Raw genomic sequence first — 19,532 nt, forward strand, 5'->3', positions numbered from 1 at the left:
TGAGTCTAGGAAACAAAGAGTCCTGTAGATGACGGCTATATCACATACAAGTCGACGTACTCATTGACCGGCATCGCTTCGAGCTTTGCCTGGTCCAGCGACACGTCGAGAATCGCTTGTTGCTGCTTTGCCGGGAAGCGGCGGGCGAGGTTGGTCCTGAACTTCTCGACCAGGAGCGGGATGCCGTCGGCGCGGCGTCGCTGGTGGCCGATCGGATACTCGACCGCCACTTCGGCAAGCTTCGATCCGTCTGCGAACTCGATCGTCAGCGCATTCGCGATCGATCGCTTGTCCGGGTCGTGATAATCCTTCGTGAACCGCGGGTCCTCGACGCACGTCGTCTTCGCGCGCAGCGCGTCGATGCGCGGGTCCGCGGCGACCGCGTCCTCGTAGTCGGCCGCGGTCAGCCGGCCGTAGAGCAGCGGCACCGCGACCATGTACTGGATGCAGTGGTCGCGGTCCGCCGGGTTGGCGAGCGGCCCCTGCTTGTCGATGATGCGGATCGCCGCCGCGTGCGTGCGGATCGTGATCCGGCTGATGTCGTCGGTCGATTTCCCGGCCGCGGCGAGCTGCGCGTGCAGCTGCATGGCCGCTTCGGCGGCCGTCTGCGCGTGGAATTCCGCCGGGAACGCGATCTTGAACAGCACGTTCTCCATCACGTACGTGCCGTACGGGCGCTGGAAGCGGAACGGCTGTCCGTTGAACAGCACGTCGTAGAAGCCCCAGGTCCGCGCGGTCAGCGCCGACGGGTAGCCCATTTCGCCCGTCTTCGCGATCAGCGCGAGGCGCACCGCGCGCGACGTCGCGTCGCCGGCCGCCCACGACTTGCGCGAGCCCGTGTTCGGCGCGTGCCGGTAGGTGCGCAGCGCGTGGCCGTCGACGAACGCGTTCGATACCGCGTTGATCAGCTCGTCGCGCGTGAGCCCGAGCAACTGGCCGACGACGGCGGTCGATGCGACCTTGACGAGCAGCACGTGGTCGAGCCCGACCTGGTTGAATGAATTCTCGAGTGCGATGCAGCCCTGGATCTCGTGGGCCTTGATCATCGCGATCAGCACGTCGCGCATCGCGAGCGGCGTCTTGCCGGCGGCGACGGCGGTGCGCGACAGCCAGTCGGCCGTCGCCAGGATCCCGCCGAGATTGTCGGACGGATGGCCCCATTCGGCGGCGAGCCAGGTGTCGTTGAAGTCCAGCCAGCGGATCGTCGCGCCGATGTCGAACGCGGCCTTGACCGGATCGAGCTGGAACGAGGTGCCCGGGACCTTCGCGCCGTTCGGCACGATCGTGCCGGGTACGACGGGGCCGAGCAGCTTGGTGCAGGCAGGGTAGGACAGCGCCTCGAGTCCGCAGCCGAGCGTGTCGATCAGGCAATGACGCGCGGTTTCCAGCGCGAGCGCGCTGTCGATCCCCGCATTCAGCACGTAGTCGACGATGTCGACGAGTACCGAATCCGGGGCAGGGCGGACGCTGGAGGTCGGGGCGGACATCGAGGGGCCTGGGTGAACGGGCTTAGTTCGTTGCCGGCTTCAGCTCGTTCGATTGCGTCGGCGCCGGCGTGCCTTGCGCCATTTCCGGCGTCATGCACTCGTCCGCGAGGCGCTCGCCGCCGTTCGCGTCGCTGAACAGCATCGCCTTGGTCGGGATCACGACCAGCTTGAAGCCGGCTGCCGGATCGTAGAACGTGTCGGCGCCCGTCGTCGTTGCCTGGCGCGGCAGCTTGTAGTTCTTCTTCGCCCAGTGAACCGTGACGACCTGGTCGCGCTTCATGTCGCCGGCGAGGTCGAATGACAGGCCGTCCTTGCACGCCCACTTGACTGCGCCTTCCGGCACCGTATCGACCTTGGCCGCGGCACGCGCCTGTGCCTTCTTGCTGCGCGGGATGATGCGCTTGGCCGGCGCCGGGCGCTTGGCCGTTGCCTTCTTCGCGGTCGTGCCCGCTTCCTGGGCGAACGCGCTCGGAGCCGAGACCAGCATCGTGGCGGACAAGGCGCCGATGGCGGTAGCGATCAGGAGTTTCTTCATGGAGTCAGAACCTTTCGATAATCAGTTGACATGGGCCGGCGGCGTCGGGCCGCCGGCCGGGTAGAACTGCACGCGCCCCGGAAGCGCGCAGCGGCCGCTATTTTCACCTATTTGGCCGCGCATATTTCAGGTTTTCAGGCTCCGTTACGTTTTTTGTCGTTTAGCAAACCGGCGAGCGGCGCGCGCTCACGGCGCGTCTGCCGCGGCGGCCGGGCCGAACAGTGGCGCCGCCTCGGCGGGCACCGGCTGGCCGGTGGCCCGCGCGCGGCGCAGCACCGACCAGTAATAGCGGTAGCTCGCGCGGTCGTGCAGCGTGTCGCCGTGCCGTGTCGGACCCCAGTCGGCGGCCTGCGCGGCCAGCAGGATCTCGGCCGCGAGCGCGACTTCGTCGGTGCGGGGCGCGAACGCGTCGACGATCGGCCGGATCTGCGACGGATGGATGCTCCACATCCGCGTGTACGCGAATTCGTCGCGCGCGCGCGGCGCGCGTCGTCCGCGACGACGCTCATGTCGCGCACTTCGGTCGTCACGTTGTGCGACGGCGTCTTGCCGTGCGCATGGCAGGCCGCGGCGATCTCGAGCTTCGCGCGGCGCACGAGCGGATGCTCGAACTGGCCGGGCGAGCGCATCGCGCCATCGGGAATCGCGCCGTGATGCGCGGAGACGAAGTCCATCAGCCCGAAGCTCAGCGTGCCGACGAGCGGCAGCGCGGCGAGGGCGGCCGCGTGAGCGAGTGCGCCGTGGGTCTCGACCAGCACGTCGACCGGAATCGGCCGCGCGATGCCGAGCTCGCGGCGCGTGCCTTCGATGAACGCGCACATCTCGGCGGCGTCGGCGGCGTTCGCGATCTTCGGCAGCGTGATGTAGGCCGGCGCCCGCGCCGCGCGCAGGATGATCCGCACGTCGTCGCGCCAGTGGGGGTGGGAGAAATCGTGGATCCGCGCGCCGACCCGCCCGAAGCGATTGTCGGCGCTGCCGAGCAGGCCGGCGACCAGCTCCGCGTGCGCGGCTTCCTGGCCGACGGCCGCGCCGTCCTCGCAGTCGAGCGTGATGTCGAACACGGGGCCCATCTCGGCCTGCAGCGCAAGCGACTTGCGCATCAGCTTCTCGCTGCCGGCGTAGTGATCGCAGCATGGCAGGATCGCGGGCGGGGACGCACCGTCGTACAACACTTGTGCAGGTGTGAGCGCGGACATCTTCTGTACGTCCAGGAGGCAGGCCAGCGTGGAAAAATCGGATGCGGGCGCGTTCTGGGCCGGTGGCGGCAAAACGCGTCCGGATCGGATTGGGGGCGCAGCGGGCCGGCGGCATGCCGCCGGCCCGCGCCGCAGCCTTGCCGCCCGCGGGCGGCAAGGCCGGCGCCTTACTTCAGCAGGTGGGCGACGCCGTCGCGCTCTTCGAGCAGCTCGGCCAGCGTGCCGTCCATCTTCTCGCGCGAGAACGCGTCGATTTCCAGGCCTTCGACACGCTTGTACTCGCCGTTTTCGCACACGACCGGCACGCCGTAGATGATGTCTTCGGGAATGCCGTACGAACCGTCCGACGGAATGCCCATCGTGACCCACTTGCCGTTCGTGCCGAGCACCCAGTCACGCACGTGGTCGATCGCCGCGTTGGCCGCCGACGCCGCCGACGACAGGCCGCGCGCTTCGATGATCGCCGCGCCGCGCTTGCCGACGGTCGGGATGAACGTGTTGCGGTTCCATTCGTCGTCGTTGATCAGCTTCAGCAGCGATTCGCCTTCGGCGGTCGCGAAGCGGAAGTCCGGGTACATCGTCGGCGAGTGGTTGCCCCACACCGCGAGCTTCTCGATCGACGCGACCGGCTTGCCCGACTTGGCCGCGAGCTGCGACAGCGCGCGGTTGTGGTCGAGGCGCAGCATCGCCGTGAAGTTCTTCTTCGGCAGGTCCGGCGCCGACTTCATCGCGATGTACGCGTTCGTGTTGGCCGGGTTGCCGACGACCAGCACCTTCACGTCGCGGCTCGCGACTTCGTTCAGCGCGGCGCCCTGGACCGTGAAGATCTCGGCGTTCGCCGACAGCAGGTCCTTGCGCTCCATGCCCTTCGAGCGCGGACGGGCGCCGACCAGCAGCGCGACGTCGGCGTCCTTGAACGCGACCTTCGGGTCGTCGGTGATCACGACGCCCGCGAGCAGCGGGAACGCGCAATCGTCCAGTTCCATCACGACGCCTTTGACGGCGGCTTGGGCTTGCGGGAGGTCGAGCAGTTGCAGGATGACCGGCTGGTCCTTGCCGAGCAGGTCGCCGTTCGCGATGCGGAACAGCAGCGAGTAAGCGATTTGACCTGCGGCGCCGGTGACGGCAACGCGCTTTGCGGGCTTAGCCATTGAAAATCTCCAGGACGGGTGAAGCGTGGGACGCTAGGGAAAACGCCATTCTATGCGCGTTACGCGAAGCGTTGCTTTGAAGCAGGGCGGAGGACTCGCGGTTGCATGCGTGGTGAACCTGGAGACGGGCCGAGGCACGTGGCCGGGGGCGCGCTTTGCCACCCGCGAACCCTTGCTCGACCCGGAGTTTAGGAGCCGAAGAACGCAAAGTCAAACGGTATCATATGTCTTATATAAGACAGATGTTTTGCGGAATTTGAGTGGACGGAAAAGCGCGGTTTGTGATGAAATGCGCGCCATGACATCGAACCAGGCGAACAACGCGAATCCGACCGGCGCAGGCGGCCCAGGGCAGCCGGGTGCGGCCGAGCTCGCGCCGGCGCCGTCCCCGACGTTCAGCCCTTTATACCAGCAGATCAAGGCATTGATCACGCAGAGTCTCGAGTCGGGCGAATGGAAGCCGGGCGAGATCATTCCGAGTGAAGTGGAGCTCGCGGGCCGCTACAAGGTCAGCCAGGGCACCGTGCGCAAGGCGATCGACGAGCTGGCTGCCGAGAACCTCGTGGTTCGCCGGCAGGGCAAGGGTACGTTTGTTGCAACGCACAATGAAGATCGCGCGCAATTCCGGTTCCTGCGCCTGCTGGCCGACGACGGCGCGGAGCACGCGCACGTGAGCCGCCTGCTGGAGTGCCGGCGCACGCGCGCGCCGGCCGAGATCGCCCGCCAGCTCGACCTGAAGCCGGCCGACCCGGTGGTGCAGGTGCGGCGCCTGCTCGAATTCGAGGGCGAGACGACGGTGCTGGACGAGATCTGGCTGCCGGGCGTGATGTTCCGCGGCCTCACGTTCGAGCGGCTCAGCGAGTACAAGGGGCCGCTCTACGCGATGTTCGAGACGGAGTTCGGCACCCGCATGATCCGCGCGTCGGAGAAGATCCGCGCGGTGGCGGCGGAGCCGGCGGTGGCCGACCTGCTGCACGTGCCGACAGGTTTTCCGTTGCTGTCGGTCGAGCGCGTGTCCTATACATATGGTGACCGGCCGGTGGAAGTGCGGCGCGGCTGGTATGTCACAACCGGGTATTACTATCAGAACGACTTGAGCTGACGATGCGGGTATCGGCTCGTGTCTCGTGCATTCGCGCTCCCCACACTGTCCGCGAAGCACGTTTCGGGTCGCCTTTGTTCGCGTTTGCGTAACGCTCCTGAGCAGGTTTTCGCTGCAGCGCGATATAAAAAGGCGCTAAAATCGCGGATTAGTGTCACAACATAAGTAGGGGTCTAGCATGACTGACGCAGTAAGAAAGCCGAGGCCGGAATACCGGAACATCGGATTCGGCGACATCACGATGAAATATCGCCTGCCGCTAGCGGCGAAGGTTTCGATTCTCCATCGAGTCAGCGGTGCGCTGCTGTTCCTGTTCCTTCCGTTCCTGCTGTTCCTCTTCGACCAGAGCCTCACCTCCGAGCTCAGCTTCGAAGGCTTCAAGTTCTTTCTCTCCAACGTCATCGTCAAGCTCATCGTCCTCGTGTTGTCGTGGGCGTTCTTCCTCCATTTCTGCGCCGGCATCCGCCACCTGCTGATGGACATCAACCACGATGCCGTCACCAAGGAGCGCGGCAAGTCGACCTCGGTCGTCGTGATCGCCGTCTCGTCGCTGCTGACCATCGCGATGGCCCTCAAACTGTTCGGAGCATTCTAAGAAATGGCAGCCAACAACCGAATCGGCTCGAAGCGCCTCGTCGTCGGCGCGCACTACGGCCTGCGCGACTGGCTCGCGCAACGCGTCACGGCCACGATCATGGCCGTCTACACGATCATCCTGCTGGTGCTGTTCTTCGGCGCGCACGATTTCTCGTACGAAGGCTGGGCGTCGATCTTCGCCGCGCAATGGATGAAGCTCGCGACCTTCGTGACGCTGCTCTCCCTCTTCTACCACGCATGGGTCGGCGTGCGCGACATCTGGATGGACTACGTGAAGCCCGTCGGTGTGCGCCTGCTGCTGCAATCGCTGACCATCGTCTGGCTGCTCGCATGTGCGGGCTACGCCGCGCAGATTCTCTGGAGAGTGTAAAGAATGGCTGCAATCAAAACTTCCCTCCCGCGTCGCAAGTTCGACGTCGTGATCGTCGGCGCGGGCGGCTCCGGCTTGCGTGCGGCGCTGCAACTGTCGCGCGCGGGCCTGTCGGTCTGCGTGCTGTCGAAGGTGTTCCCGACGCGTTCGCACACGGTCGCCGCACAGGGCGGGATCGGCGCATCGCTCGGCAACATGAGCGAAGACAACTGGCACTATCACTTCTACGACACGATCAAGGGCTCCGACTGGCTCGGCGACCAGGACGCGATCGAGTTCATGTGCCGTGAAGCGCCGAACGTCGTGTACGAGCTCGAGCACTTCGGCATGCCGTTCGACCGCAACGCGGACGGCACGATCTACCAGCGCCCGTTCGGCGGCCACACCGCGAACTACGGCGAGAAGCCGGTCCAGCGCGCCTGCGCGGCCGCGGACCGTACCGGTCACGCGCTGCTGCACACGCTGTACCAGCAGAACGTCGCGGCGAAGACGCAGTTCTTCGTCGAATGGATGGCGCTCGACCTGATCCGCGACGCGGACGGCGATGTGCTCGGCGTGACGGCACTCGAAATGGAAACGGGTGACGTCTACATCCTCGAAGGCAAGACCACGCTGTTCGCGACGGGCGGCGCAGGCCGGATCTTCGCGGCGTCGACCAACGCGTTCATCAACACCGGCGACGGCCTCGGCATGGCGGCCCGCTCGGGCATCGCGCTGCAGGATATGGAGTTCTGGCAGTTCCACCCGACCGGCGTGGCCGGCGCGGGCGTGCTGATCACGGAAGGCGTGCGCGGCGAAGGCGGCATCCTGCGCAACGCGAACGGCGAGCGCTTCATGGAGCGCTATGCGCCGACGCTGAAGGACCTGGCGCCGCGCGACTTCGTGTCCCGCTCGATGGACCAGGAAATCAAGGAAGGCCGCGGCGTGGGCCCGAACAAGGACCACGTGCTGCTCGACCTGTCGCACATCGGCGCCGAGACGATCATGAAGCGTCTGCCGTCGATCCGCGAAATCGCGCTGAAGTTCGCGAACGTCGACTGCATCAAGGAACCGATCCCGGTCGTCCCGACCATCCACTATCAGATGGGCGGCATCCCGACCAACATTCACGGCCAGGTCGTCGGCACGTCGCGCGACCACAAGGAGCCGATCAACGGCTTCTACGCGGTGGGCGAATGCTCGTGCGTGTCCGTGCACGGCGCGAACCGCCTCGGCACGAACTCGCTGCTCGACCTCGTGGTGTTCGGCCGCGCGGCCGGCAACCACATCGTCGAGCACGTGAAGAACCAGCGCGATCACAAGCCGCTGCCGGCCGATGCGGGCGAATTCTCGCTGGCGCGCCTGAACAAGCTCGAGAAGTCGTCGTCGGGCGAATACACGCAGGACGTCGCGAACGACATCCGCGCGACGATGCAGAAGCACGCAGGCGTGTTCCGCACGTCGGCGCTGCTGAAGGAAGGCGTCGAACAGATGGCCGGCCTGAAGGCGCGCGTGGAAAACATCCACCTGAAGGACAAGTCGAAGGTGTTCAACACCGCGCGCGTCGAAGCGCTCGAGCTGGAGAACCTGATCGAAGTCGCCCGCGCGACGATGGTCTCGGCGGAAGCGCGCAAGGAAAGCCGCGGCGCGCATGCGCACAGCGACTACGAGCATCGCGACGACGAGAACTGGCTGCGCCACACGCTGTGGTACAGCGAAGGCGATCGCCTCGACTACAAGCCGGTTCAAATGAAGCCGCTGACGGTCGACTCCGTGCCGCCGAAGCCGCGCACGTTCTAAGCCGAGTCAAAGGAATCCGAAATGGCAAAACGCATTTTTGAAGTCTACCGCTACGATCCGGACAAGGACGCAGCGCCGCGCATGCAGACGTACGAACTGGACCTCCAGCACGAGCGCATGCTGCTGGATGCACTGGTCAAGCTGAAGGCCGTCGACGAGACGCTGTCGTTCCGCCGTTCGTGCCGCGAAGGCGTGTGCGGTTCGGACGCGATGAACATCAACGGCAAGAACGGTCTCGCGTGCCTGACGAACCTGAACGAGCTGCCGCAGAAGATCGTGCTGCGCCCGCTGCCGGGCCTGCCCGTCGTGCGCGACCTGATCGTCGACATGACGCACTTCTTCAACCAGTACCACTCGATCAAGCCGTACCTGATCAACGACGCGCCGCCGCCCGAGAAGGAGCGCCTGCAGTCGCCGCAGGAACGCGACGAGCTCGACGGCGTGTACGAGTGCATTCTGTGCGCGAGCTGCTCGACGTCGTGCCCGAGCTTCTGGTGGAACCCGGACAAGTTCGTCGGCCCGGCCGGCCTGCTGCAGGCTTACCGCTTCATCGCGGACAGCCGGGACACGGCGACCGGCGAGCGTCTCGACAACCTTGAAGATCCGTATCGTCTGTTCCGTTGCCATACGATCATGAACTGCGTCGACGTGTGCCCGAAGGGCCTCAATCCGACGAAGGCGATCGGCAAGATCAAGGAACTGATGGTCCGCCGCGCGGTTTGAGATGAGCGACACCACCGCACATCAATCCGACCCGCACCGCCGCGCGCGCCTCCGCTGGCGCGCGCGGCGGGGTCTGCTGGAGAACGATCTGATCTTCGATCGTTTCTTCAGCCGATACGAGCATGACCTCACCGATGCAGACGTGGGCGCGCTGACGCGCCTGCTCGATCTGAGCGACAACGACCTGATGGACTTGCTCCTCGCGCGCAAGGAACCAGAGGGCGACCTTGACAGCCCGGAAGTCCGCCGGCTGTTGGAGATGCTGCGCAACGTCTAACCGCGTTACGCCCGTTATCGAATCCCGTTTCTATATTTCGATTGAGGATGTGCCATGACTCCGTCTGATGTAAAAGCCACGCTATCGTTCAGCGACAACTCGCCTAGCGTCGAACTGCCGATCTACAAGGGCACGATGGGCCCGGACGTGATCGACATCCGCAAGCTGTACGGCCAGACCGGCAAGTTCACGTACGACCCGGGCTTCATGTCGACGGCGTCGTGCAACTCGGCGATCACGTATATCGACGGCGACAAGGGCGAGCTGCTGTATCGCGGCTACCCGATCGACAACCTCGCGCAGAACGCCGACTTCCTCGAGACCTGCTACCTGCTGCTGAAGGGCGAGCTGCCGAACGAAGCGCAGAAGAAGGAATTCGTCGCGACCGTCACGAAGCACACGATGGTGCACGAGCAGATGCAGTTCTTCTTCCGCGGTTTCCGCCGCGACGCGCACCCGATGGCGATCCTGGTCGCCGCAGTCGGCGCGCTGTCGGCGTTCTACCACGACTCGCTCGACATCAACGACCCGCGTCACCGTGAAGTGTCGGCGATCCGCATGATCGCGAAGCTGCCGACGCTCGTCGCGATGGCGTACAAGTACAGCATCGGCCAGCCGTTCGTGTATCCGCAGAACAATCTGTCGTACAGCGCGAACTTCATGCGCATGATGTTCGCGAACCCGTGCGAGGAATACCAGGTCAACGACGTGCTCGTCCGCGCGCTCGACCGCATCCTGATCCTGCACGCCGACCACGAGCAGAACGCATCGACGTCGACGGTCCGTCTGGCCGGTTCGTCGGGCGCGAACCCGTTCGCGTGTATCGCGGCCGGTATCGCATGTCTGTGGGGCCCGGCGCACGGCGGCGCGAACGAAGCCGCGCTGAACATGCTCGAGCAGATCGGCACGCCGGACAACATCCCCGAGTTCATCAAGCAGGTGAAGGACAAGAACTCGGGCGTGAAGCTGATGGGCTTCGGCCACCGCGTGTACAAGAACTACGATCCGCGCGCGAAGCTGATGCGCGAAACGTGCTACGAAGTGCTGAACGAACTGGGCCTGCACGACGACCCGCTGTTCAAGCTCGCGATGCAGCTCGAGAAGATCGCGCTGGAAGACGAGTACTTCGTGTCGCGCAAGCTGTACCCGAACGTCGACTTCTACTCGGGCATCGTCCAGCGCGCGCTGGGTATTCCGACGTCGATGTTCACGTGCATCTTCGCGATGGCGCGTACGATCGGCTGGATCGCGCAGTGGAACGAAATGATTGCGGATCCGGAGCAGAAGATCGGCCGTCCGCGTCAGCTGTTCATCGGCGACACGCCGCGCGAAGCGAAGCCGATCGGCGCACGCTGAGCCGTATGCGGCGCGAATGGCCGGCAGGCCGTTCGCGTTGGATGATCGCCCAAGACACCCCGGCGGGTTTGCCCGCCGGGGTGTTTTCATTTGCGCGGCGTGGCTGCAGTCGTAGCCGCGCGCTCCAGCGACGGCGGGCGCGTGTCGAGATCCGCCCGCGCGTCGGCCGCGGGCGGATGGCCGTGACGCAGGAAGAACTGCCGGTACGCGCCGGGCGTCATCCCTCGGGTCGCGAGGAACTGCCGGTTGAAGTTCGCGGCGTTCGGAATCCCGCAACGCGCGGCGACGGTCGCGATCGGCCAGTCGGTGCCGACGAGGTGCCGGCACGCATGCGCGATTCGCAGGCGCTGCACGTAGCGGCCGACGCTTTCGCCGAGGTGCCGGACGAACAGCCGCTGCAGCGTGCGCTCGGACATGTGCGCGACGGCGGCGAGCGCGTCGACGCGCAACGGTTCGTGGAAGCGCCGGTCGATCGCGTCGAGCACGCGGTCGAGGCGCTCGGCTTCGGGCGTGGCCAAGTCGGTCGATGTTGCGGCTGCGTCGGGCCGGCCATAGGCCTGCGCGGTGGCGAGCGGTTCGCCGCCGGCCTCAGCAAGATCGGCGAGCGTGTCGAGTGCGGCCGCGAGGCGGACGCGCGGCGATGAGTCGAGCAACTGCGGCAAGCGCGCGCGCATCGCGCGGGCCGTCTCGGCGTCGAACGCGAGGCCGGGCGCCGCGCGACGCAGCAACGAGCGCAGCGGCGCGTACTCGGGGCAGCAGTCGGCCATGCGCCGTGCCCAGTCGCCGTCGAACCAGACGACGAGCGCGACTTCCGGCGCATCGCGATCGATGCGCGCATTCGACGACCACGTGTGCGGCAGATTGGGCGGGACGAGCACCAGATCGTCGTCCGCGTAGTGGGCGACGTGATCGCCGACGAAGCGCCGGCCTCGGCTGTTCAGCGTCAACGTCAGTTCGTACTCGGGATGTCGATGCCATTCGAACGGAATGTGCGCGAGCTGACGGTGGTACACGCGAATCGAACAGCCTGGGGCGAACGTCACATGCTCGTACTGCGGCTTCATCGCGACCTCCGGTCGAGCGCGGGGCAACGCGCCGTGGCATGATCGTGATCGATCGTCACGACGGAGCGATGCCATGTTTTCACATGTTTGCGTAGGTGTCAGCGATACCGCGCGCGCGTACGACTTCTACGCGCCGCTGCTCGCGGAGCTCGGGCTGCGTCTGAAGTTCAGCGAGCCGGACGGCTGGTCGGGCTGGATGCCGGCCGATACCGATCGGCCGTTGTTCTTCTTCGGCCGGCCCCTCGACGGCCGCGCGCCCGAACCGGGCAACGGCCATACGATCGCGTTCAACGCGCCGACGCGCGCGCAGGTCGACCGCTGTCATGCGCTCGCGCTGCAGCAGGGCGGCACCTGCGACGGGCCGCCCGGCCTGCGGCCGCACTATCACCCCGACTACTACGGCGCGTATTTCCGCGACCCGGACGGCAACAAGCTGTGCGTGGTCTGCCATCGTCGCGAGTAGCGAGCGGTTGCCGGGATTGTATCGATAGTTGACCGGATAGTGTCGATGGCGGCGATGCATCGGCCGTACGCTGAATGCTCACCACGACGCACGATTCAGCGAGGAGACGACGATGCACCTGACGATTGACGATCTGCCGGCCGCGATTAGCACGGCGAAAAGGGCGCTGCGCGCCGGCCTGCCCGGTTACGTGGCGACGTTCCGCGAGCTGGAGGGGGACATCGCGCGGCAGGTCGACGCGATCCGCCGCGCGCACGCACATGGCCGCGACGTGATTCCGGTGCTGCGCTTCGCGGATATCGCGAACGGCAGCGTCGATCCGCAGGCGATCGCCGCGATTCGCGCGCACGGCGCGGCGGTGATTCGCGGCGTGTTCGATGCGCAGCAGGCGCGCGACTGGAACGACGAGATCGGCGCCTATCTCGACACGAATCGCCTGACGGACCGGCTGCACGCCCGCGCCGAGGACCGCTACTTCGGCAACCTCGCGTCCGGCAAGCCGCAGATCTACGGCGTCTACTGGTCGACGCCGCAGGTGGCCGCGCGCCAGTCGCCGGCGCTCACGCAGGCGCGCGTGTTCCTGAACCGGCTGTGGCGTCATGCGGACGGCGCGCGTGCGCACTTCGATCCGGAGCAGGTGCCGGCCTATGCGGACCGGATTCGCCGCCGGCCGCCTGGCTCGACGTCGCTCGGACTGTCGCCGCACGTCGACGGCGGGTCCGTCGAGCGCTGGCTCGGCGCGAACTTTCGCCAGGTCTACCGGCACGTGCTGGCCGGCAACTGGCGCGCGTACGACCCGTTCGACGCGGCGTTTCGTCCCGACGTCGAGGAGATTCCGTCGCCGGCCGTGTGCTCGATGTTCCGCACGTTCCAGGGCTGGACCGCACTGACGCCGCAGGGGCCCGGCGACGGCACGCTGCAGCTCGTTCCGGTCGCGAACGCGATGGCGTACGTCGTGCTGCGCGCATTGCAGGACGACGTCGCCGACGACGACCTGTGCGGCGCGCGTCCCGGCCGCGCGCTGTCGATCCTGCCCGAGTGGCATGCGCCGCTGCTTGACGCGCTGGTGCCGATTCCGCACATGGAGCCGGGCGATGCGGTGTTCTGGCATGGCGACGTCGTGCACGCGGTCGAGGATGCGCATCGCGGCAGCGGCGACAGCAACGTGATGTATATCGCCGCCGCGCCGGGCTGCGCGAAGAACGACGCGTATCTGCGGCGCCAGCTGCCCGCGTTCCTGCGCGGCGAAAGCCCGCCGGATTTTCCGGCCGATCACTTCGAGGTCGGGTTCGACGGGCGGGGCGGGGAAGCGGACATGACGCCGCTCGGCCGCGCGCAGATGGGGTTCGGGCTGTAATACCCGGCGCACGACGCGCCGCCGAATCGGCTGCGAGCCTTCGTCAATTCGACGCAATCGGCTGTCCGCGCAGCGGAAATCGACGCAACCGGCCTATTTTGACTCCCGATAATGGTCTGGAACACAGGGCAGCGGCACGGCGCTTCGCGCCGGCAGCCGCTCATGACCAAGGAGGAGTCGATGCAGTTCACGCAAGCCATCGTTCGTCGCCCGGCCGCATCGTGCGCCGCCGGCCTCACGACCGCGCAGCTCGGCGCACCCGATTACGACAGGACGCTGACGCAGTTCCACGCGTACTGCGACACGCTGCGCAAGCTCGGCGTCGCGCTCGTCGAGCTGCCGCCGCTCGACGCGTTTCCGGATGCGCACTTCGTCGAGGACGTCGCCGTGGTCACGCCGGAATTCGCGGTCGTCACGCGTCCGGGCGCACCCGCGCGGCGCGGCGAAACCGCGCACATCGAAGCGCCGCTCGCCGCGCATCGCGACCTGCTGCCGATGCGCGACGGCCGTCTCGACGGCGGCGACGTGATGCTGGTCGGCAAGCGCTTCTACATCGGGCTGACCGGCCGCACCGACGCCGACGGCATCGCGGCGTTCGAGTCGCTGGTCGCGCGGTATGGCTATACGGTCGTTGCGGTGCCGGTCGGCGAGGGGCTGCATCTGAAGTCGGTCGTCAACTGCGTCGGCGACGACACGCTGCTCGTCAACGAGGCGCTGGCCGGGCACGCCGCGTTCGCGGGGTTCCGGCGGATCGTGGTCGCGCCGGCCGACGAATACGCGGGCAACACGCTGCGCGTGAACGACGCGCTGATCACGCCGGCCGGCTATCCGCGCGTCCATGCCAGCCTCGAACCGCTGGGCCTGCCGCTGCACGTGATCGACACGAGCGAATTCCGCAAGATGGACGGCGGCCTGACCTGCCTGTCGCTGCGGTTCTGACCGGATGGCATGCGCGGCGGTTCGGCCGGATAATGGGGCGCGCGTGCGAAGCCGGAGCGGCGACGCGCGCCAGCCATCACCCGACCGGAGCGAACGCGGATGCCCGACAAGAAGATGCAGCTCGACAAGATCGATCTCCGGATCCTCGACATCCTGCGCAATGACGGACGAATCTCGTACCGGCAGTTGTCGGAGCGCGTGAACCTGACGCCGCGGCCATGCCAGGCTCGCGTGGAGCGGCTCGAGGCGCTGGGGATCATCGCGGGCTACCGCGCGGTGATCCACGCACCGCGCGACAAGAAGTCGATCGTCGTGCTCGCGCAGATCGTGCTCGCCGATCACGGGCGCTCGCAGACGCCGTTCGAAGAGGAGATGCGCGCGAATCCGGCGGTGCTCGACTGCTGGCTCGTCAGCGGAACGTTCGATTTTCTCGTGCGGCTTGCTTGCGAGGATCTCGACGAGTATCGCCGGATCGCGAACGCATGGCTCGAGAGCCCGCGCTTCAGGATCGAGAAGATCGTCACGACGGCGGAGCTGCAGGTGATCAAGCGCAGCGGCGTGTAACGTCGCGCGCTGCTTCGAATCTGAATCCGCAGGCAATCGACGCAAAAGATCATGCCGGTTAATTTGTATTCCCAATCAAAAGGATCGAATTGGATCTTCCCAGGGTGAACGACATGGATGCATTGCAAGCGACAGAAGGGGCGGTCGCGCCGTCGACGACGACGCTGAAGCGCCGCCTGCAGGGCCGCCACATCGCGATGATCGCGATCGGCGGCTCGATCGGCACCGGGCTGTTCGTCGCGTCCGGCGCATCGGTCGCGCAGGCGGGGCCGGGCGGCGCGATCGCCGCGTATGTCGTGATCGGGCTGATGGTCTATTTCGTCGTCACGGGGCTCGGCGAAATGGCCGCGCTGATGCCGGTATCGGGATCGTTCGCGGTCTACGGCGAGCAATACGTCGACGCGGGCTTCGGCGTCGCGCTCGGCTGGACCTACTGGTACAGCTGGGCCGTGACGATCGCGATCGAGCTCGTGGCCGCACAGATCGTGATGCGCTACTGGTTTCCCGGCGTGCCGGGCGTCTGGTGGGGCGCGGGCTTCCTGGTGCTGATCTTCCTGCTGAACACGTTGTCCGTGCGCGGCTTCGGGGAATCCGAATACTGGTTCTCGCTGATCAAGGTCGTCACCGTCGTCGCGTTCATCGCGGCCGGGCTGCTGATCGCGGCCGGCCTGCTCGGGAACGGGCACGCGGTCGGCTGGCGCAATTTCACGACGGGCGATGCGCCGTTCGTCGGCGGCGTGCACGCGATGATGAGCGTCGCGCTGATCGCCGGGTTCTCGTTCCTCGGCACCGAGCTGGTGGGGATCACGGCCGGCGAATCCGAGCATCCGCGCAAGACGATCCCGCGCGCGGTGAAGCAGATCTTCTGGCGCATCATGCTGTTCTACGTGCTCGCAATCTTCGTGATCGGCCTGCTGATTCCGTACACGGACCCGAAGCTGCTGAAAAGCGACGTCACCGACATCGGCGTGAGCCCGTTCACGCTGGTCTTCAGCCATGCCGGTTTCCCGCTTGCCGCAGGCGCGATGAATCTCGTGATCCTGACCGCGGTGCTGTCCGCCGGCAATTCCGGCACGTATGCGGCGACGCGAATGCTGTACACGCTCGCGAGCGAGGGCCGCGCGCCGGCGATGTTCGCGACGCTGTCGCCGGGCGGCGTGCCGCGCAATGCGCTGTACGCGACGATGGCGGTCGGCGGGCTGTGCTTCCTGACGTCGCTGGCCGACAACCAGCGGATCTATCTGTGGCTGCTGAACACGGTCGGCATCACCGGCTTCATCGCATGGCTCGGCATCGCCGTCTGCCACTACCGGTTCCGCAAGGGCTTCGTGAAGCAGGGCTACCGGCTCGAACAACTGCCGTATCGCGCGAAATGGTTTCCGTTCGGGCCGTTGTTCGCGATCGCGGTCTGTCTCGCGATTTCGCTCGGCCAGGACCATCAGGCGTTCTTCGCCGAGAAAATCGACTGGATGGAGGTGCTGTCGATCTACGTGTGGATTCCGCTGTTCGTCGCGATCTGGTGGGGCTATCGGCGCGTCTGCAAGAGCCGGCTGGTGCGCTACGAGGACATGGAGATCGGACCATGGCTGAACCGGTCCGTCGCAGCGGTCGACGCGGCGGCCGGCACGAAGCGTTGACCGGACGCCGGGTGCCGGGGCATCGCCAGCACCGCCGCGTCAGCGCGCTTTCTTCAGGTACGCCTTCATGAAATCGACCCACGCGCGCACTTTCTGCGGCACGTGTCGCGTCGACACGTACAGCGCGTACACGCTTTGCCTCGGAAACCGGTAGCCCGGCAGCGCATCGACCAGCACGCCGCGCGCGAGATCGTCGCGCACGAGCCATTCCGGCAGCAGCGCGACGCCGCTGCCTTGCCGGGCCAGCTCGCGCAGCACCGACGCGTTGTCGACGACGAGCCGCGGTTTCGCGCTCGGCCGGAACACGTGCTCGCTGCCGTCGCGGCTCACGAGGGGCCACGCGGCGACGCGCTCGAGTTGGCTGTGCCCGAGCTGGGGCAGGCGGGCGAGCGCATCGGGCGTGTCGATGCGCGCCGCGCCCACCGTCGCGAGCAGCGCCGGGGACGCGACCGGCCGGACGTCGTAGCTGCTGAGACACACGCCGCGATACGGCAGGTCCGCGAACTGCTCCGCGCGTCCGAGCCGGATCGCGACGTCGAAGCGGTCGCGCACGAGATCGACCTGCGACGTATGCGTCTCGAGCCGCACCCGCAGCGCGGGATGCTGTTGCGTGAACGCGTGCAGCGCCGGCGCGACGACCATCGACGCATATTCGACCGTCGACGCCACCCGCAGGCTGCCGTGCATGCCGCCGTGCTCGCCGCGCGCGTCGTCGATCGCGCTGTCGGCTTCGTCGAGCACGCGCAGGCAGCGCGTGTAGAAGCGCTCGCCCGCGTCGGTCAGTTCGACCCGGCGGGTCGTGCGCGTGAGGAGCGTCACGCCTAGTTCTGCTTCGAGCTGCTTGATGTTGAAGCTGACGGCCGCGCGCGCCTGGTTCAGCGCGGCCGCGGCGGCCGTGAACGAGCCCGCTTCGGCCACGGCGCGGAAGACGGCGAAACGATCCAGGCTCACCATGGTTGTGTCGATCTCCGTGCGAAAAACGATATCCGGATCGAAGGGTACCGGGAATGCGCGGCGGCGCGCGCGGATTGTCAAAATTTTTCGACCGGACCGTTCGCATCGCCGGCCTTATCCGCGCGGCCTTCGGACCTTACACTGCGGCGTTTCGTTCCAGTTCCGCCGACATGTCCGATCGCTCCAGGATCGCCGCCGTCTATCTGCTCGGCTTCGCGATCGATCTCGCCAACATGTTCATGCTCAACGCCGCGTATCCGGCGCTGCAGCGCGAGCTGCGCGCGTCGGTCGCGCAGCTCGCGTGGGTCGGCAATGCGTACGTGCTCGGCCTGACCGTCGTGATCCCGCTCGGCGCATGGCTCGCGCGCCGGTTCGGCGAACGGCGGGTGCTGTCGGCGTCGCTGCTGCTGTTCGGATGCGCGAGCCTGGGCGTCGCGCTGTCCGCGTCGATCGGCGCGCTGCTCGCGTGGCGCCTGGTCCAGGGGCTCGGCGGCGGCCTGCTGATCCCGGTCGGGCAGGCGATGGCGTATCGCGCGTACCCGCCGGACGCGCGCGCGCATCTGACGTCGGTCGTGATGATGGTCGCGCTGCTCGTGCCCGCGCTGTCGCCGGCGCTCGGCGGCATTGTCGTCGACCGGGTGTCGTGGCGGGCGATCTTCGCCGGCATGCTGCCGCTCGCCGTCGCGACCTGCGGCCTCGCGTTCGCGTGGCTGCCGCCCGACGGCCCGCGTGCGCGGCCCGAGCCGCTCGACTGGCCGGGATTCGGCCTGAGCGCCGTGGCGCTCGTCGCGCTGCTGTTCGGCCTGACGTTCGCCGGCCAGCCCGGCGCGGGCCGGCTCGCGATGCCGACGCTCGCGGCCGCGTTTGCCGCCGGCATCGGCTACGTGTGGCACGCGCGCCGCGCGGCCGCGCCGCTGCTCGATCTCGGCCTGCTCGCGCAGCCGCTGCTGCGCATCGGCGTCGTCATCTATCTGTGCGTGCCGGGGGTATTCGCGGGCGTCAATCTCGTCGCCGCGTTGTACCTGCAGAACGGCCTCGGGCTGAGCGCCACGCACGCGGGCGCGCTGATGGCGCCGTGGGCGATCGCGTCGTTCGCCGCCATCGCGACGACGCGCCGGGGCTTGCCGCGTTGGGGCGCGAAGCCGCTGTTCGCCGGCGGCATCGTGGTGGACTGCGCGGGCATCGTGCTGCTCGCGACGCCGCTGGCCGCGCTCGAGGCGGGGCGCGTGGCCGCGTTCGCCGCGATGGGGTTCGGCGCCAGCTTGTGCACGAGCACCGCGCAAAGCGCGGCGTTCGTCGACGTGCCGGCGGAGCGCATGGGCGACGCGAGCGCGCTGTGGAACCTGAACCGGCAACTGAGCTTCTGCGTCGGCGTCGCGGTGCTCGGCAGCGCGTTCAACGGCCTGCTGGCGCTCGACGCGGGCGGCCCGGCGTTGCTGCCTTACCGGCAGAGCTTCGTGCTCGCGGCCACGCTGACGCTGATCCCGCTGTGGCTCGTCGCGCGGCTTGCAACACGTCCCGCTGCGCTCGCGCAACCGGTTTCCCAACGATCCTGAGAGTCGCATCATGAATCTGGCGAACCCGTATTTCCAGGAAGTCGTCGACGCGCACGTCGACATCGAAGCATGGCTGTCCGGCCGCGCGGAGCCAGGGCGGCTCGCGATATTGATGACGCGCTTCTCGCCGCAGTTCTCGATGATTGCGCTGCAAGGCGCGCCGATCGATTACGCGGGTGTCGACGCGCTGTTTTCGCAGGGATGGAATGCGCGTCCCGGGCTGCGGATCGAGATCGACGAATGTCGGGAGATCGCCGCATGCGATGGCGGCGCGGTGATCGGCTATCGCGAGACACAGACCGACGGGACGGGGCGACGCACCGTCAGGCGCTCGACCGTCGTATTCGAGCGCGATGCGCACGGGCGCGTCGTGTGGCGGCATCTGCACGAGACGCCGGTTGCCGGCTGATGCCGCGTCGGGTGGC

General features: G+C 67.1%; 19 protein-coding genes and 1 pseudogene. 14 read left to right on the forward strand and 6 right to left on the reverse strand.

What is annotated here, in order from left to right:
- Positions 1-35: 35 nt before the first annotated feature.
- From KY49_RS26565 to KY49_RS26585, 4 genes and pseudogenes are all read right to left on the reverse strand, one after another.
- On the reverse strand, positions 36-1,487 hold the full coding sequence (locus tag KY49_RS26565) for a bifunctional 2-methylcitrate dehydratase/aconitate hydratase (protein ID WP_042587409.1): 1,452 nt from the start codon (positions 1,485-1,487) through the stop codon (positions 36-38).
- Between the two features lie 22 nt (positions 1,488-1,509).
- Positions 1,510-2,022, reverse strand: a complete 513-nt coding sequence (locus KY49_RS26570) for a hypothetical protein (RefSeq protein WP_042587410.1) — start codon at positions 2,020-2,022, stop codon at positions 1,510-1,512.
- Positions 2,023-2,208: 186 nt separating this feature from the next.
- Positions 2,209-3,218: pseudogene (locus KY49_RS26575) on the reverse strand (HpcH/HpaI aldolase/citrate lyase family protein).
- A gap of 167 nt (positions 3,219-3,385) precedes the next feature.
- Positions 3,386-4,369 (reverse strand): malate dehydrogenase, encoded by a 984-nt coding sequence (locus KY49_RS26585; protein WP_042587411.1) that lies wholly within the window; start codon positions 4,367-4,369, stop codon positions 3,386-3,388.
- Between the two features lie 298 nt (positions 4,370-4,667).
- Here KY49_RS26585 and KY49_RS26590 point away from each other — a divergent pair, with 298 nt between their 5' ends.
- From KY49_RS26590 to gltA, 7 genes are all read left to right on the forward strand, one after another.
- Entirely contained in the window at positions 4,668-5,471 is an 804-nt protein-coding gene (locus KY49_RS26590; protein WP_197083608.1) for a GntR family transcriptional regulator, read from the forward strand.
- A gap of 178 nt (positions 5,472-5,649) precedes the next feature.
- Positions 5,650-6,066 carry a succinate dehydrogenase, cytochrome b556 subunit gene (gene sdhC / locus KY49_RS26595; protein ID WP_042587413.1) on the forward strand — a complete coding sequence of 139 codons (417 nt, stop codon included), beginning with the start codon at positions 5,650-5,652 and terminating at the stop codon, positions 6,064-6,066.
- A gap of 3 nt (positions 6,067-6,069) precedes the next feature.
- Positions 6,070-6,438 carry a succinate dehydrogenase, hydrophobic membrane anchor protein gene (gene sdhD / locus KY49_RS26600; RefSeq protein WP_042587414.1) on the forward strand — a complete coding sequence of 123 codons (369 nt, stop codon included), beginning with the start codon at positions 6,070-6,072 and terminating at the stop codon, positions 6,436-6,438.
- A 3-nt stretch (positions 6,439-6,441) separates the two neighbouring features.
- A complete protein-coding gene (sdhA, locus tag KY49_RS26605; protein WP_042587415.1) occupies positions 6,442-8,217 on the forward strand; it encodes a succinate dehydrogenase flavoprotein subunit in 1,776 nt (591 codons plus the stop codon).
- Between the two features lie 21 nt (positions 8,218-8,238).
- The gene (locus tag KY49_RS26610) at positions 8,239-8,940 is read left to right on the forward strand and encodes a succinate dehydrogenase iron-sulfur subunit (protein WP_042587416.1); all 702 of its coding nucleotides are present in this window, start codon (positions 8,239-8,241) and stop codon (positions 8,938-8,940) included.
- Position 8,941: 1 nt separating this feature from the next.
- On the forward strand, positions 8,942-9,217 hold the full coding sequence (locus KY49_RS26615) for an FAD assembly factor SdhE (RefSeq protein WP_042587417.1): 276 nt from the start codon (positions 8,942-8,944) through the stop codon (positions 9,215-9,217).
- A gap of 54 nt (positions 9,218-9,271) precedes the next feature.
- Positions 9,272-10,573 carry a citrate synthase gene (gene gltA, locus KY49_RS26620; protein ID WP_010089184.1) on the forward strand — a complete coding sequence of 434 codons (1,302 nt, stop codon included), beginning with the start codon at positions 9,272-9,274 and terminating at the stop codon, positions 10,571-10,573.
- Positions 10,574-10,659: 86 nt separating this feature from the next.
- Here the strand turns inward: gltA and KY49_RS26625 are convergent, their stop codons facing one another.
- Entirely contained in the window at positions 10,660-11,637 is a 978-nt protein-coding gene (locus tag KY49_RS26625) for a helix-turn-helix domain-containing protein (RefSeq protein WP_042587418.1), read from the reverse strand.
- 73 nt (positions 11,638-11,710) lie between these two features.
- Here KY49_RS26625 and KY49_RS26630 point away from each other — a divergent pair, with 73 nt between their 5' ends.
- The 5 genes from KY49_RS26630 (at position 11,711) to KY49_RS26650 (ending at position 16,597) form a co-directional block, all read left to right on the forward strand.
- Positions 11,711-12,100 carry a VOC family protein gene (locus KY49_RS26630; RefSeq protein ID WP_042587419.1) on the forward strand — a complete coding sequence of 130 codons (390 nt, stop codon included), beginning with the start codon at positions 11,711-11,713 and terminating at the stop codon, positions 12,098-12,100.
- A gap of 112 nt (positions 12,101-12,212) precedes the next feature.
- Positions 12,213-13,457, forward strand: a complete 1,245-nt coding sequence (locus tag KY49_RS26635; protein WP_042587420.1) for a DUF1479 domain-containing protein — start codon at positions 12,213-12,215, stop codon at positions 13,455-13,457.
- A 180-nt stretch (positions 13,458-13,637) separates the two neighbouring features.
- Entirely contained in the window at positions 13,638-14,396 is a 759-nt protein-coding gene (locus KY49_RS26640; protein WP_042588754.1) for a dimethylarginine dimethylaminohydrolase family protein, read from the forward strand.
- A gap of 99 nt (positions 14,397-14,495) precedes the next feature.
- Complete coding sequence (locus tag KY49_RS26645) at positions 14,496-14,960, forward strand: Lrp/AsnC family transcriptional regulator (RefSeq protein WP_010096032.1); 465 nt, start codon at positions 14,496-14,498, stop codon at positions 14,958-14,960.
- 113 nt (positions 14,961-15,073) lie between these two features.
- Positions 15,074-16,597 carry an amino acid permease gene (locus KY49_RS26650; RefSeq protein ID WP_042587421.1) on the forward strand — a complete coding sequence of 508 codons (1,524 nt, stop codon included), beginning with the start codon at positions 15,074-15,076 and terminating at the stop codon, positions 16,595-16,597.
- A gap of 39 nt (positions 16,598-16,636) precedes the next feature.
- On the opposite strand, the gene KY49_RS26655 is transcribed toward KY49_RS26650, so the two are convergent.
- The gene (locus tag KY49_RS26655; protein WP_042587422.1) at positions 16,637-17,551 is read right to left on the reverse strand and encodes a LysR family transcriptional regulator; all 915 of its coding nucleotides are present in this window, start codon (positions 17,549-17,551) and stop codon (positions 16,637-16,639) included.
- Positions 17,552-17,721: 170 nt separating this feature from the next.
- Here KY49_RS26655 and KY49_RS26660 point away from each other — a divergent pair, with 170 nt between their 5' ends.
- Complete coding sequence (locus KY49_RS26660; protein ID WP_042587423.1) at positions 17,722-19,107, forward strand: MFS transporter; 1,386 nt, start codon at positions 17,722-17,724, stop codon at positions 19,105-19,107.
- 10 nt (positions 19,108-19,117) lie between these two features.
- The gene (locus KY49_RS26665; protein WP_042587424.1) at positions 19,118-19,516 is read left to right on the forward strand and encodes a hypothetical protein; all 399 of its coding nucleotides are present in this window, start codon (positions 19,118-19,120) and stop codon (positions 19,514-19,516) included.
- The last annotated feature ends 16 nt before the right edge of the window (positions 19,517-19,532 follow it).

The sequence above is a fragment of the Burkholderia sp. MSHR3999 genome (genome assembly GCF_000833595.1).
In the GTDB taxonomy this organism is placed as follows: domain Bacteria; phylum Pseudomonadota; class Gammaproteobacteria; order Burkholderiales; family Burkholderiaceae; genus Burkholderia; species Burkholderia ubonensis.

Coding starts and splice junctions, on each gene's coding strand:
- sdhA (WP_042587415.1), top strand. CDS start 6,442: ATGGCTGCAATCAAAACTTCCCTCCCGCGTCGCAAGTTCGACGTCGTG.
- KY49_RS26610 (WP_042587416.1), top strand. CDS start 8,239: ATGGCAAAACGCATTTTTGAAGTCTACCGCTACGATCCGGACAAGGAC.
- KY49_RS26590 (WP_197083608.1), top strand. CDS start 4,668: ATGACATCGAACCAGGCGAACAACGCGAATCCGACCGGCGCAGGCGGC.
- KY49_RS26660 (WP_042587423.1), top strand. CDS start 17,722: ATGTCCGATCGCTCCAGGATCGCCGCCGTCTATCTGCTCGGCTTCGCG.
- KY49_RS26585 (WP_042587411.1), bottom strand. CDS start 4,369: ATGGCTAAGCCCGCAAAGCGCGTTGCCGTCACCGGCGCCGCAGGTCAA.
- gltA (WP_010089184.1), top strand. CDS start 9,272: ATGACTCCGTCTGATGTAAAAGCCACGCTATCGTTCAGCGACAACTCG.
- KY49_RS26665 (WP_042587424.1), top strand. CDS start 19,118: ATGAATCTGGCGAACCCGTATTTCCAGGAAGTCGTCGACGCGCACGTC.
- sdhC (WP_042587413.1), top strand. CDS start 5,650: ATGACTGACGCAGTAAGAAAGCCGAGGCCGGAATACCGGAACATCGGA.
- KY49_RS26565 (WP_042587409.1), bottom strand. CDS start 1,487: ATGTCCGCCCCGACCTCCAGCGTCCGCCCTGCCCCGGATTCGGTACTC.
- KY49_RS26645 (WP_010096032.1), top strand. CDS start 14,496: ATGCCCGACAAGAAGATGCAGCTCGACAAGATCGATCTCCGGATCCTC.
- KY49_RS26615 (WP_042587417.1), top strand. CDS start 8,942: ATGAGCGACACCACCGCACATCAATCCGACCCGCACCGCCGCGCGCGC.
- KY49_RS26570 (WP_042587410.1), bottom strand. CDS start 2,022: ATGAAGAAACTCCTGATCGCTACCGCCATCGGCGCCTTGTCCGCCACG.
- sdhD (WP_042587414.1), top strand. CDS start 6,070: ATGGCAGCCAACAACCGAATCGGCTCGAAGCGCCTCGTCGTCGGCGCG.
- KY49_RS26630 (WP_042587419.1), top strand. CDS start 11,711: ATGTTTTCACATGTTTGCGTAGGTGTCAGCGATACCGCGCGCGCGTAC.
- KY49_RS26655 (WP_042587422.1), bottom strand. CDS start 17,551: ATGGTGAGCCTGGATCGTTTCGCCGTCTTCCGCGCCGTGGCCGAAGCG.
- KY49_RS26625 (WP_042587418.1), bottom strand. CDS start 11,637: ATGAAGCCGCAGTACGAGCATGTGACGTTCGCCCCAGGCTGTTCGATT.
- KY49_RS26635 (WP_042587420.1), top strand. CDS start 12,213: ATGCACCTGACGATTGACGATCTGCCGGCCGCGATTAGCACGGCGAAA.
- KY49_RS26640 (WP_042588754.1), top strand. CDS start 13,638: ATGCAGTTCACGCAAGCCATCGTTCGTCGCCCGGCCGCATCGTGCGCC.
- KY49_RS26650 (WP_042587421.1), top strand. CDS start 15,074: ATGGATGCATTGCAAGCGACAGAAGGGGCGGTCGCGCCGTCGACGACG.